The organism is Bacillus sp. 522_BSPC (assembly GCF_001076885.1).
Taxonomy (GTDB): domain Bacteria; phylum Bacillota; class Bacilli; order Bacillales; family Cytobacillaceae; genus Niallia; species Niallia hominis.
Map to the genome: position 1 here is coordinate 12,415 of NZ_JVDT01000161.1, position 12,058 is coordinate 24,472.

At 35.0% G+C, this 12,058-nt stretch carries 14 protein-coding genes and 1 riboswitch; of the genes, 9 read left to right on the plus strand and 5 right to left on the minus strand.

All coding sequences use genetic code 11. The annotated features are described in order from the left end of the window. Positions 1–13: 13 nt before the first annotated feature. The gene (locus tag ADJ83_RS13390; RefSeq protein WP_048717945.1) at positions 14–925 is read left to right on the plus strand and encodes a pseudouridine-5'-phosphate glycosidase; all 912 of its coding nucleotides are present in this window, start codon (positions 14–16) and stop codon (positions 923–925) included. A 307-nt stretch (positions 926–1,232) separates the two neighbouring features. Here ADJ83_RS13390 and ADJ83_RS13395 read toward each other — a convergent pair whose 3' ends face one another. Beyond that, complete coding sequence (locus ADJ83_RS13395; protein ID WP_081836628.1) at positions 1,233–1,562, minus strand: helix-turn-helix domain-containing protein; 330 nt, start codon at positions 1,560–1,562, stop codon at positions 1,233–1,235. A gap of 380 nt (positions 1,563–1,942) precedes the next feature. On the opposite strand from ADJ83_RS13395, the gene ADJ83_RS13400 reads away from it, so the two are divergent. After that, positions 1,943–2,149, plus strand: a complete 207-nt coding sequence (locus tag ADJ83_RS13400) for a hypothetical protein (protein ID WP_048717946.1) — start codon at positions 1,943–1,945, stop codon at positions 2,147–2,149. 197 nt (positions 2,150–2,346) lie between these two features. Next, positions 2,347–2,431, plus strand: a riboswitch (cyclic di-GMP riboswitch). A 32-nt stretch (positions 2,432–2,463) separates the two neighbouring features. Then, a complete protein-coding gene (locus tag ADJ83_RS24930) occupies positions 2,464–2,613 on the plus strand; it encodes an anti-repressor SinI family protein (protein ID WP_082138297.1) in 150 nt (49 codons plus the stop codon). A gap of 152 nt (positions 2,614–2,765) precedes the next feature. Here ADJ83_RS24930 and ADJ83_RS13405 read toward each other — a convergent pair whose 3' ends face one another. Beyond that, a complete protein-coding gene (locus tag ADJ83_RS13405; protein WP_031537421.1) occupies positions 2,766–3,089 on the minus strand; it encodes a helix-turn-helix domain-containing protein in 324 nt (107 codons plus the stop codon). Positions 3,090–3,363: 274 nt separating this feature from the next. Between ADJ83_RS13405 and treR the strand changes: the two genes are divergently transcribed. From treR to map, 3 genes are all read left to right on the plus strand, one after another. After that, a complete protein-coding gene (gene treR, locus ADJ83_RS13410) occupies positions 3,364–4,080 on the plus strand; it encodes a trehalose operon repressor (protein ID WP_235248711.1) in 717 nt (238 codons plus the stop codon). A 76-nt stretch (positions 4,081–4,156) separates the two neighbouring features. Then, the gene (locus tag ADJ83_RS13415; RefSeq protein WP_048717951.1) at positions 4,157–4,675 is read left to right on the plus strand and encodes a type 1 glutamine amidotransferase domain-containing protein; all 519 of its coding nucleotides are present in this window, start codon (positions 4,157–4,159) and stop codon (positions 4,673–4,675) included. A 274-nt stretch (positions 4,676–4,949) separates the two neighbouring features. Further along, positions 4,950–5,702 (plus strand): type I methionyl aminopeptidase, encoded by a 753-nt coding sequence (gene map / locus ADJ83_RS13420; RefSeq protein WP_048717953.1) that lies wholly within the window; start codon positions 4,950–4,952, stop codon positions 5,700–5,702. 124 nt (positions 5,703–5,826) lie between these two features. On the opposite strand, the gene ADJ83_RS13425 is transcribed toward map, so the two are convergent. Further along, positions 5,827–6,051: a DUF1128 domain-containing protein gene (locus ADJ83_RS13425; RefSeq protein WP_031537426.1), complete on the minus strand. Its 225-nt coding sequence runs from the start codon at positions 6,049–6,051 to the stop codon at positions 5,827–5,829. 154 nt (positions 6,052–6,205) lie between these two features. On the opposite strand from ADJ83_RS13425, the gene ADJ83_RS13430 reads away from it, so the two are divergent. From ADJ83_RS13430 to ADJ83_RS13440, 3 genes are all read left to right on the plus strand, one after another. Next, the gene (locus ADJ83_RS13430; protein ID WP_031537427.1) at positions 6,206–6,679 is read left to right on the plus strand and encodes a low molecular weight protein-tyrosine-phosphatase; all 474 of its coding nucleotides are present in this window, start codon (positions 6,206–6,208) and stop codon (positions 6,677–6,679) included. Between the two features lie 52 nt (positions 6,680–6,731). Continuing rightward, positions 6,732–7,106, plus strand: a complete 375-nt coding sequence (locus tag ADJ83_RS13435) for a YtxH domain-containing protein (protein WP_031537428.1) — start codon at positions 6,732–6,734, stop codon at positions 7,104–7,106. A gap of 255 nt (positions 7,107–7,361) precedes the next feature. Further along, positions 7,362–8,183: a YihY/virulence factor BrkB family protein gene (locus ADJ83_RS13440; RefSeq protein WP_031537430.1), complete on the plus strand. Its 822-nt coding sequence runs from the start codon at positions 7,362–7,364 to the stop codon at positions 8,181–8,183. Positions 8,184–8,536: 353 nt separating this feature from the next. On the opposite strand, the gene ADJ83_RS13445 is transcribed toward ADJ83_RS13440, so the two are convergent. Further along, entirely contained in the window at positions 8,537–10,468 is a 1,932-nt protein-coding gene (locus ADJ83_RS13445; protein WP_048717956.1) for a heavy metal translocating P-type ATPase, read from the minus strand. 195 nt (positions 10,469–10,663) lie between these two features. Continuing rightward, positions 10,664–11,839: an MFS transporter gene (locus tag ADJ83_RS13450; protein WP_048717958.1), complete on the minus strand. Its 1,176-nt coding sequence runs from the start codon at positions 11,837–11,839 to the stop codon at positions 10,664–10,666. Between the last annotated feature and the right edge of the window lie 219 nt (positions 11,840–12,058).

The window sequence follows — 12,058 nt, forward strand, 5'->3', positions numbered from 1 at the left end:
AAGGAGCATGAACATGAAAACAGAATGGCTAGAATTTTCAAAAGAAGTATTGGAAGCAAAGAAAAACAATCAACCGATTGTCGCATTAGAATCGACTATTATATCACACGGTATGCCTTATCCTCAAAACGTAGAAACAGCTAAAGAAGTAGAAGATATTATTCGTAAAAATGGGGCAGTACCTGCAACAATTGCCATTATAGAAGGAAAAATTAAAATTGGTTTATCCGAGGATGAGATTGAATTTTTAGCTAAAAGTGACAATATTGAAAAAGCAAGCAGACGCGATTTACCCTATCTGATTGCTGGCAAGAAAAATGGTGCAACAACGGTTGCTGCTACCATGATTTGCGCAGAACTGGCAGGAATCAAAGTGTTTGTAACAGGCGGAATTGGTGGGGTTCACAGAGAAGCTGAACAAACAATGGATATTTCTGCAGACTTACAAGAGCTTGCTAAAACAAGTGTAGCAGTTGTATGTGCTGGTGCAAAATCAATTTTAGATATTGGTTTAACGTTAGAGTATCTAGAAACATATGGTGTACCGGTTGTTGGTTTTGGCACAAAGTCTCTACCAGCCTTTTATACAAGAACTAGTCCATTTGAAGTGAATTTTTCTGTAGAAACTGCAAAGGAAGCAGCAGATATGATTCAAACAAAATGGGAGTTAGGACTAGATGGCGGGGTTGTAATTGCTAATCCAATTCCAGAAAAAGATGCTCTTGAGGAAAAATATATTACGGATATTATTGAAAAAGCATTGCAAGAAGCGAAAGAGAATAATATTACTGGTAAAAGGGTAACTCCATTTCTATTAAGTAGAGTAAAAGAGCTAACAGAGGGGACAAGCTTAGTAGCTAATATTGCATTAGTTAAAAATAACGCAGAAGTTGGTTCTAGAATAGCAGTCGAGTTAAATAAATAATCCAAGGACTAGTCAAAGTAGAATGCAGCCTAAAATCGGATGCTAATTCTGCTTTAACTAGTCTATTTTTATCCCATGTTTACACTCCAGTAAGACTCTCCACCCGTTGCTTATAAGAATATGAGGAAGATAGGTGGAGATTCACCGTCAGTTAATTTCTGAATGGTGCCACTAATCAATAGTGAGGTTAGAAGAAAAGGCCACTTGTTGGTTAGTTGCACTTTATTAGAAATGAGCTTCTTCTTCTATAAAGCCGAAGCTCATTCCATGTGGTACCTGCGCTAATTTGATTGAGTATTTCGCGTTACTAGTCTTTTTGTCTTTTTTTGAACTTAACGTATTCAAGAATACCGGCAAAATCTTCTTTGGTAACCCCGTCCTCTATAGCTTCTTCTACTAAACTCATCCAGTCTTCATCTATTCCGTCTATAACAGTATTGTTATTGTCTAGTAGTTCTTCTACATTAGTATCAAGGGTGTGAGCGAGTTTCGTCAGCACTTGAAGGGAGGGGTTTTTTTGAATGCCCCTTTCAATATAACTTAAGTAGGATTTAGAGACACCGGATCTATCGGAAAGTTCATTGATAGAATAACCTCTTTTTAATCTTAGCTTCTTTATCTTTATTCCAACCAACATGAATATTCTCCTTACTACATATAGAAGTACAATTTCATTATAACGAACGTATCGTTCAATAAAAAATACAAAAAAGCTAGGAAACGGGAGATATTTCAAGAAAACGAACGATTTTTGTTCGTTAAAAAGAAATAATGGCTGTTTTTGGAATTTTTGAAAATGATAGATTTGCACTATACTAATAAAAAAGTTCTTTAATAAGAACGGTTTAGATATTTATAGAACTAATCGATTATACGACAACAACAATGACGTAAGGAGTTCGTTATAACGGTCCCTAAAAACCGCACGTTCCACTAACCTTCAGTAGGGATTGATAGCAAAACTCCAGTGATGAAAGTTTCCCTTTATAAAGCTAAATGAATAAAAGAGGGTGAAAAATGTATAGGAAAAATTGTGATAAATGCTTTAGACCATCATTTAGTAGTAGTGAACTAGGAAAATGGATTTGTCCTATATGCCAAAATGATTTAACGGAATATCCTTTTTTTGACGCGATTACATATGAACAAATTCATATTAATTATTCGTTTAAAAAAGTGATAAAAAGCTATACAACACAATACTATGATAGAAAGTCACAATAACTAGTAATGCAGGCTAAATAAAATGTAAAATGCGTTTGTCTTGATTATTTCGATAAAATTCGAGGAAGATAACATTTTTTGTAGAAACAGCAAGAAATCTTTTAGTAATTTGTCCTAATTTTATGACAAATTACTGCATCTTTTAAATGTAAAAAACGCTATAATGATAAAACAGTAAAGGACAAGTGAAACCATTATGATGTTAAGGGCAAACCAATACGAAAGTTTGGGACGCAAAGTCACGGATCTAATGTTTTAAACAATGATGGCCGGACTGCCAAAATACAAATGTATTTTTGGGGAGGAAGAATTAAGTGATTAATAGTCAACTTTTTACCGAAGAATTGGATTCAGAATGGATTCAATTAATTAATGAAGCCAAAAATATTGGAATGAATTTGCAAGAAGTAAGAGAATTTCTGCGAAGTGAGAAGGATTACTTAATTCAGGAAAATCCTAAATGATCATTTGTATAGAAGTAGATTTATAATGTTAAAGGCAAAAAAATGTCTACGTTGAATTTCTCACAATTAGTATAATGAGCTAATTATGAGAAATTCAATGTAGAAAAACCTCTTTCGAATCTGCATGTCTGTATACCCTTTTAGGCATGGAATTATTTTTTTTGTTCCAGTCTCCATCTATTAAATTCCAAAAACTCACGAAATTCTTTTTTCGATACACCAGAATCCATAGCCTCTTTTACAATTTTTAACCATTCTGAATCTAAGTCATCCTTGTTTTGATGGTCATTTATCAAATGATCAACTGGTATATTGAAAACAGCTGCAATTTTTTCTAAAAATTGAATCGATGGATTGGATTGTAAATTTCTTTCTAAGGAACTTAAATATGATTTTGCGACTCCTGCTTGTTCTGCTAATTCCGATAAGGACATTCTTTTCTCTAAACGTAGCTGCTTTACGCGATCCCCAATCATACGCTCACTCACTTTCACTCTTAAGGGTATGTATATTTATCATAGCATTTATAGATGAAAAGTTCCATATAAAGAACGAATTGTTCTATCCACTATGCTTAAATAGAAAGGTTAATTTCATTATTTGTTCAAAATATTGAAATATATCTTGTAGTATTTACCCTTTCCTACATAAAATGAAACATTTTTTTATTTGTTTTTCAATCCTTTTTAGACAATTTGTCTGAAAAAGAGTAGAATGGTAACGAATAATTTGAAAATGTTGGTGAATTGCGTGTTGAATAAATATTATATGATATTTGAGGAGCTTGAAGCTGCGATAAGAAATGGGAAGTACCCGCCAGATACTATTTTACCATCTGAAAATGAATTAGCAGAGCAATACAATACATCTAGAGAAACCATTCGTAAGGCTTTAAATATATTATCTCAAAAAGGATATATCCAAAAGCTCAGAGGGAAGGGTTCCTTAGTTCTTGATTTAGAAAAGTTACAATTTCCCATTTCGGGATTGGTTAGCTTTAAGGAGTTAGCCGATAAAATGGGACAATCCTCTGTAACGATTATTGAGCGCTTTTTGAATACACAGCCATCCTCTCTTTTACAAAAAGAGATGCAGCTTAAGAAAGAAGATTCGATATGGGAAGTTTTTCGAGTTAGAGAAATTAATCAGGAACGGATTATTCTAGATAAAGATTATATCGTTCAGAAGTATGTGCCAGGATTAACGGAAGAAATATGTAGAAGCTCTATTTTTGATTATATAGAGAAGGAATTGAACTTAAAAATTAGTTTTGCTAAAAAAGAATTTACAGTAGAAGAACCGACAGAAGAGGACTATAATTTGCTTGATTTAGAAGGATTTCATTCCATTGTTGTTGTAAAGAACTATATCTATTTTGAAAATGCCACTTTATTTCAATTTACAGAGTCCCGACATCGACCAGATAAGTTTCGCTTTGTTGATTTTGCAAGGAGAAATGAAGCATAAAAATAACGATAGCATGTTTTATTTTCTATCTATGGGGAATGTTACTTATAGAAAATAAGAAAAGGAGATGCTATATATGAGTAAGAAAATTGCTACTTTAATTACTGATATGTTTGAGGATTCTGAGTACACAGAACCAGCTAAGGCATATAAGGAAGCTGGACATGAAGTAGTAACAATTGAATTGGAAGCTGGTAAAACAGTAGAAGGAAAACAAAAAGAAGCGACGGTAAAAATTGATAAGGGGATTGCAGATGTGACTCCAGATGAATTCGATGCTTTATTTATCCCAGGTGGCTTTTCTCCTGATCAGCTTCGGGCAGATGATCAAGTAGTGGCCTTTACTAAAGCGTTTATGGATGCAAAGAAACCAGTCTTTGCAATCTGTCATGGCCCACAATTGCTTATTACAGCAAAAACGTTAGAGGGTAGAAATGCTACTGGCTATAAATCCATTAAAGTGGACATGGAGTATGCAGGTGCAACCTTTAAGGATGAAGAAGTAGTCGTGTGTGGCGATCAATTAGTGACAAGTAGAACGCCAGAGGATATACCAGCATTTACTAGAGAGTCTCTAAAGCTTTTAAATAAATAAGGAAAGTAAGATAGGCAGGGTCTATACGTACACCTTTTCATGATAGGGAGAATATAATCTTTTATCATGAGTTGGAGTAGGTATAGGCTCTTTTTTTGTGTTAACCTTAAGGAGAACCATTGTACTTTTGTCTCCTTTGCAGTAAATTACATTCTCACTTATAAGTAGCATGCTTAATAAAACCGCAAATAGGAAGAGGATATATTAGGGGAAATAGATAAAACCCTAACTTTTAATCCTTAGCGGTAACTTTAGATAGAAAGAAGGATTGAAAATGATTGTTTTAAAATCGAAACGAGAAATAGAACAAATGAAGAAGGCAGGCGAGATTCTGGTTGGTTGTCATAAAATGATTGCTAAGCTTGTAAGACCAGGAATTACTACTTTTGAAATTGATCAAAAGGTAGAAGAATATTTAGCGGAAAAAGGGGCAACGCCTGAGCAAAAAGGGTATCGTGATTACGCATATGCAACTTGTGCAAGTATAAATGACGAGATTTGTCATGGCTTTCCAAGGAAAGAACCACTGAAAAAAGGGGATATTGTAACAATTGACATGGTTGTTAATTATAATGGAGCATTGGCCGATTCCGCATGGACATATGCGGTTGGAGAAGTATCAGCAGAGCTACAGAAATTAATGGATGTAACAAAAAAGGCATTGTATATAGGGATTGAACAAGCAAAACCAGGAAATCGAATCGGAGATATTGGATTCGCAATTCAACAGTATGTAGAGGAACAAGGACTTTCTGTTGTACGAGACTTTATCGGCCATGGCATTGGAAAAGTAATTCATGAAAAACCAGAAGTTCCTCATTTCGGGTTAGCGGGAAAAGGGCCACGTATAAAAGAAGGCATGGTATTCACAATCGAACCTATGGTCAATATTGGTGATTATAAAATGAAAATGGATAACAATGGCTGGACAGCAAGGACGATGGATGGCAAGCACTCTGCACAATATGAACATACGATTGCCATTACAAAAGAAGGACCTGTGATACTTACAGATCAAGATGCTTGATCTGTAAAAGCTACATATGAGAAGGCAAAAAACAATTGTTAATCTCTTGTGAGTTAAAATGAACTGGCTAAAAACAATAATCAGTGAGATGTGTCCACTGATTATTGTTTTCTTTATAGGTAAATTATTGCTTACGCAAGTTTCCTAATTCTTCAGCAATTGCCTGCATTTCATTTGGACTAAAAGAATCTCTTTTCATGACATGTTCATAAATTTCTTTAATTTCATCATAAAGATCTTCATCAAAATGAGTGGATTTAATGGCGCCGATGTTTAAAACCTTTAGCTTTTCTTTTATTTTTTCAATCATGAAATTTACGTTTTCTGTCGTTTTATTATCTAAATTCATACCTTTCCCCTTTCTTGGACAATAAAGTTGTTCTATTCATCTTTTCATGCAAACATAGAAATGTCAATATAGAGTATTAATCGCCAAAATAGATTGGTTATAATTACTTTAAAAGTAATCAAGTATGTAAATACAAAAATGGAGGAAAATAAAAATGAAAGTACGTGTTTTATTTATTTGCTTAGGAAATATTTGTCGCTCCCCAATGGCTGAGGCTGTATTTCGTGATTTAGTGGAAAAAGAAGGATTACAAGAAAAGATTGTTTGCGATTCAGCTGGAACAGGCGGATGGCATATTGGAAATCCGCCTCATCATGGAACAAGAGATATCTTAAAAGTAAATAAAATTAAGGATACGGGCATATTTGCTCGTCAATTAGAGGAAAAGGATTTAGAAGATTATGATTATCTAATTGCAATGGATAACAGTAATATTGCAAACATTAGAAAGCTAAATGAAATGTTAGATTATACAAAGGTTCGACTATTAATGGATTATACGCACCATGCTGTGGGAAAAGAAGTACCAGATCCGTATTATACGGGCAATTTTGAAGAAGTTTTTGCGTTAGTGAAGGATGGCTGTGAAGGTTTGTTACAAGATATAAAAAATAAGTATGGCTTGTAATCAAATCAATTCCATCCTTCATTGATTAAAAAAAGAAGGGTGGAACTAGTGGATGAAAATGAGTATATCAAAAGGACTTTTTATCGGGAGCCTTATTGGAACAGCCATAAGTCTATTGGACAAGCATACAAGGCAAAATGCCGTTACGAATATGCAGCATGCAAAAGATGTGGTAACGGATTATGAGCATATGACAACTAGCCTTAATAGTACTGCGGAAAAAATAAAAAGAACAGCTGTGAAAATTTCGGATGATGCAGTTTTTGTAAAGAAGCAATTGGAAGAATTAAAAGGGATAACACCAGTAGTAGCAGGCATCATTCACGATACGAAGGAAGCATTTTTCAATGGTGACACGAGAAATCAGGAAAGAAAGCTTGTTTCTAGCATTAACTATATACCTGAGACAGGATCAGAAAGAAGATAATATTTTAGAGAATTGTTCTCCTCCTTGCATTTGTTACTAAAATATAAGGGGAGTAATACTCGAGGGAAAAGGTTTAGATGTGCCTAAATGATAGGGAAATCGCTATTTCAATCTATCATTTAGGCCTGTATGTTTGCCCAGTTTTTCTTCCTTTTCTCCTTAATAGATGCCTTTTTTTATCAGTGCCATATGTTTTAATAGGGCTGTAAAGGGCAATAGACATACATAAAAGAACTGTTAGGACGGTGATTTTGTATGGGAGAGGTCATTCCATTTATAAAGGTTCTCATCAAGAAAATCCAACAAGATAGTGTATTTGATCTTGCAGCACAGTTATCCTATTATTTTCTCTTATCTATTTTTCCGTTACTTATTTTTGTTATGACGCTCCTACCCTATCTACCGATATCAAAGGAAGACTTATTAGGAGTAGTCGATGGTTTTGCACCTGGAGATATCATGGATACGATTGAAACAAATATCGATCAAGTGTTGAGTAGAAATGTTAGTCTTTTATCATTCGGTATTATTGCAACAATATGGTCTGCTTCTAATGGATTAAATGCTATCGTAAAGGCACTAAATAAAGCCTATGATGTCGAAGAAACTAGATCTTTTATTGTTGCAAGGGGAATGTCTATTTTATTGACGCTTGGGATGATTGCAGTAGTGGTAGTAGCTTTACTGTTACCTGTGTTTGGAGAACAAATAGGGATGTTTTTATTTTCCCAATTTGACTTAACAGAAGAATTCTTATCGATGTGGAACACATTAAGGTTTCTTGCTTCTCCAATCATTTTATTTATTGTGTTTCTTGCTCTTTATTGGGTTGCTCCCAATAAGAGACTTAGATGTATTTCTGCTATTCCCGGAGCCATTTTCGCAGCGATTGGTTGGGTTCTTGCTTCTTTAGCGTTTTCCTATTATGTAGGTAACTTTAGTAATTATTCGGCGACATATGGAAGTATTGGAACGATTATTGTTCTAATGATTTGGTTTTATATAACAGGAATCATCATTATATTAGGTGGCGAAATTAATGCCTACTTCACCGAGAGAAAGAAAGAGCCTTGTTAATGGTATCCGTTTTTTACCTTTATAAAAGGAGGCAATCGGAACAAACTATTAGAGGGGAAAACATTAAATAAGGGGGAACTTAGAATGACAAAGCATACAAAAAAAGATGGCGGTACTAAACAAAAAGGAAAAAGCAAGCCGAAGCATAAAACATCTGGATCTGCCAACGGGCAAAACGGCTATCACTAACTAAAAGAACTCCCATTATAGTATTCACTATGATGGGAGTTCTTTTAGATTAACAGGCGGAACTTTTCTTTAAAGTATTATAAGAAGAGCCTTAAGGGTATCGTTCTGATGAATTTTGCTCCATCGAATCCATATTGAAATTCGTCTCTTTAGAGCTGTTTGTATTAACTTTTTAACAACCGCAAGCTATTCAAAATAACCAAGATTGTACTTCCTTCATGTCCAATCACTCCAAAAGGAAGGGCAACGACTTGTAAGAAGTTCGAAACGATAAGAAGCATGATAACAGAGATAGAGAAGATAATATTCTGTTTAATAATTCGATTCATTCGTTTGGATAGATGAATCGCTTCTGCAATACGTGGTAAATCATTTTTCATTAATACGACATCTGCGGTCTCTAAGGCAACATCTGTTCCTTCTCCCATCGCAATCCCTACATTTGCTGTTGCAAGCGCTGGCGCATCATTAATTCCATCTCCTACCATTGCAACGATACCATATTTCTCTTTCAACTCTTTAATGGAAGTTACCTTCTTTTCTGGTAGGCATTCAGCAATATATTCATTAACATTGCTTTCGTTGGAAATGGCTTTGGCCGTTTTTTCGCTATCTCCTGTAATCATAACAGTATAAATACCGTTTTGCTTTAAGTGTTCAATTGCTTTTTTCGACTCTTTTCGGACTATATCCTTTAAGGCAATCAACGCTATTATTTCGTCATTTCGCTGGACAAATACAGCGGTTTTTCCTTCTTCTGATAACTGATTAAATATTTCATTCTGGAAATTTTTTGCTTCTTTTTCTCCTACAAAAGCAGCTTTCCCTATTCGCCATTCTGCATTATCCATTTTTGCAGTAACACCCCAGCCGGAATTATCCTGAATGCTTTCAGGCTGTTTTAAAGGTTCTTTATATTTCTGCTCAGCGTATCGAACAATTGCTTTTGCTAAAGGGTGGTTCGAATGGCTTTCAATGCTAGCTGTTAATTGGATAATTTCTTTTTCTGAATATTCGTCATGAACAATCACATTTGTTACGACAGGCATCCCTTTTGTTAACGTTCCTGTTTTATCAAAAGCGATTGCTCTTACATGGCCAAGATTTTCTAGATGAACCCCACCTTTAAAAAGGATTCCTGCTCTTGCTCCGTTTGATATCGCAGCAAGGGTAGCTGGCATAATGCTTGCCACTAATGCACAAGGTGATGCTACAACTAAGAAAATCATTGCTCGGTAGAACGTTTCATTCCAAGACCAACCTAGAAAAAAATGAGGAAGGAACGTAAGTAGGACAACAATTGACAACACTATTTTGACATAGGCGCCTTCAAATTTTTCGATAAATGCTTGAGAAGGCGACTTTTCACTTTGAGCAGATTGAATTAATGTAATAATCTTTTGGAATAGTGTTTCATCTGCATGTTTTGTAAGTATCACAGTAATAGATCCACTTAAATTTACCGTACCTGCAAACACCTCATCATTTATTTCCTTTGTTAACGGAATCGATTCGCCTGTAATGGCTGCTTCATCTATGGCAGTTGTTCCTTTCGCAATTTTACCATCAACCGGGATTCTTTCACCTGGTTTAATTAAAATAGTGTCTGAGACGGTAAGAGAGGAAACAGGAACTATTTCTTCGCGACCATCAGGATGTATTTTTACTGCTTCCTCAGGCTGTAAATTCATGAGCGCAGATATTTCCTTGTTGCTTTTATTCATTGTATATGTCTCTAACGCACCGCTTACAGCAAAGATAAAGATTAGTATGGCTCCTTCTGCCCAATAGCCGATAAGACATGAGCCAATCGCTGCAAAGATCATCAACATTTCCACATTTAATTCTTTATTTGCAATTGTCTCTTCGATACCTTCCTTTGCTTTGGCATAACCACCAATCACAAAAGCGAGCAAGTATAAAGCGATAGATAGATGCGAATAATCCAAGTGGTTTAAGATCCATCCTATCAAAATAAAAATTCCACTTGTCCCAGCAGCAATAAGTTCGAGATGGGGAGCTAGCTTTGCAAATAAAGATGGCTTCACTTCTAAAGTTGATTGTACGAAGGATTTTAATTCAGTTTCTGTGGACATTTTCATTTCCTCCTTTAAATAACTAAATATTTTTGATTTCTTTATCTCTTATTGAGAGAGAGAATCAAGTTCAATACCCTTAAAAAACACGAAAGCTGCCACCTAAAAAGGTGACAGCAGAAAAAACAAATAGAAATAATTCTTTGATATTTAGTTGTATGTCTTTATCCTACCATATATCGTATGTGCTGAACATCATTTTGCTTCTGCCAAACGATGGTTTTTTCTTTCTTTTTTTCCAAAGATAAAAATCACCAAGCAAACAGCTAATAAGATGGTAGCTATCACTACAAAATAGCTAATATGCTGGAAATATTGAATAAATACTCCTCCTAAATAAGGGCCAATTAAACTACCGACACTAAAGGCCATACCGCATAGAAGATTTCCAGTAGGCAGTAGATTGGATGGAACTAAGTCAGTCATATAGCTAATTCCTAAAGAAAAGGTAGAGCCGACTGCCATTCCAGCAAGGAAAAGACAGATAATTAAACCGATTAAATAAGTCTCCAGGATGCTGGCAAAAGAAAAGCAGACAGTGCCGATAAATAAAATGGTTATAAGTGTCTGTCTTCTACCGAACTTATCGCTAATCATTCCTAAAGGAAGCTGAAAGACTATTGCACCGATGGAAAAGGCAGTAAGTAAAAACGAAATTTGGACAACTGTCAATTCGATTCTCAAACCATACACTGGAAAACTTGAATTTAAGCTTGATTCCAAAAATCCATAGGCAAGCGGTGGAAGAAAGGCAATCCAGGCATACTTCAGAGCACTGGAAAAGCGTTTCATCGTATCGATAAAGGAATTAGTTTCTACCGTTTGCTCTGGAAAATCATTTTTAATCCATAAAATAAAGATCCATGCGATAAAGCACATAATGGATGAAAGAATGAAAGGAAGGGATTCATTAATTTTGATTAAAGGTGTTAATAATGGTCCCACTGCGAATCCTATACCAAAGAAAACCCCATATAGAGAAATATTTCGTCCCCGTTTTTCTATAGGTGATGCTGTCGTTATCCAAGTTTGTGTAGCGAAATGAAGGGCGTGGTCACCAATTCCGATACATAAACGAAGGAGGAACCAAAACCAAAAGGTCTTCCATAGTGGAAAAAGGGCTAATGAAAGGATGACAATCAAGCCGCCGAAAACAATTACAGGTTTATAGCCATATTTACGCAATGGATATTCCATAAACGGAGAAATCAGAAGAATCCCTATATAGAGTCCCACTGCATTTAAGCCATTTAAACTAGAAGAAAGACCATCATTTTCAAAAATGACTGCTATTAATGGAAGCAGCATTCCTTGACTAAATCCAGAAATACTGACAATGCTAATTAGTACTGCAAATTTTTTACTGTTCATATTATTCTCCCCATGATTTACCTGTTGTTAATATTTAGTCTCCCTAAAAGATGTTAAATGGGATTGAACAGGATTGCAATAGATTTTTTTTGGGGAATAAGAAAGGTAATTGCGAAAAGAAAGGAAGAAACATTTTCAAGAGAATTGGTTATATTTGGGCAAAGTAGCTGTATAATAAGTTTAGCCACCAGTTAGATGGGAAATTATATGAAAGTGATA

Bases quoted from the DNA above. Each gene is read 5' to 3' on its own strand.
- ADJ83_RS13390 (WP_048717945.1), top strand. From the start codon at position 14: ATGAAAACAGAATGGCTAGAATTTTCAAAAGAAGTATTGGAAGCAAAG.
- ADJ83_RS13395 (WP_081836628.1), bottom strand. From the start codon at position 1,562: ATGTTGGTTGGAATAAAGATAAAGAAGCTAAGATTAAAAAGAGGTTAT.
- ADJ83_RS13400 (WP_048717946.1), top strand. From the start codon at position 1,943: ATGTATAGGAAAAATTGTGATAAATGCTTTAGACCATCATTTAGTAGT.
- ADJ83_RS13405 (WP_031537421.1), bottom strand. From the start codon at position 3,089: ATGATTGGGGATCGCGTAAAGCAGCTACGTTTAGAGAAAAGAATGTCC.
- ADJ83_RS13415 (WP_048717951.1), top strand. From the start codon at position 4,157: ATGAGTAAGAAAATTGCTACTTTAATTACTGATATGTTTGAGGATTCT.
- map (WP_048717953.1), top strand. From the start codon at position 4,950: ATGATTGTTTTAAAATCGAAACGAGAAATAGAACAAATGAAGAAGGCA.
- ADJ83_RS13425 (WP_031537426.1), bottom strand. From the start codon at position 6,051: ATGAATTTAGATAATAAAACGACAGAAAACGTAAATTTCATGATTGAA.
- ADJ83_RS13430 (WP_031537427.1), top strand. From the start codon at position 6,206: ATGAAAGTACGTGTTTTATTTATTTGCTTAGGAAATATTTGTCGCTCC.
- ADJ83_RS13435 (WP_031537428.1), top strand. From the start codon at position 6,732: ATGAAAATGAGTATATCAAAAGGACTTTTTATCGGGAGCCTTATTGGA.
- ADJ83_RS13440 (WP_031537430.1), top strand. From the start codon at position 7,362: ATGGGAGAGGTCATTCCATTTATAAAGGTTCTCATCAAGAAAATCCAA.
- ADJ83_RS13445 (WP_048717956.1), bottom strand. From the start codon at position 10,468: ATGTCCACAGAAACTGAATTAAAATCCTTCGTACAATCAACTTTAGAA.
- ADJ83_RS13450 (WP_048717958.1), bottom strand. From the start codon at position 11,839: ATGAACAGTAAAAAATTTGCAGTACTAATTAGCATTGTCAGTATTTCT.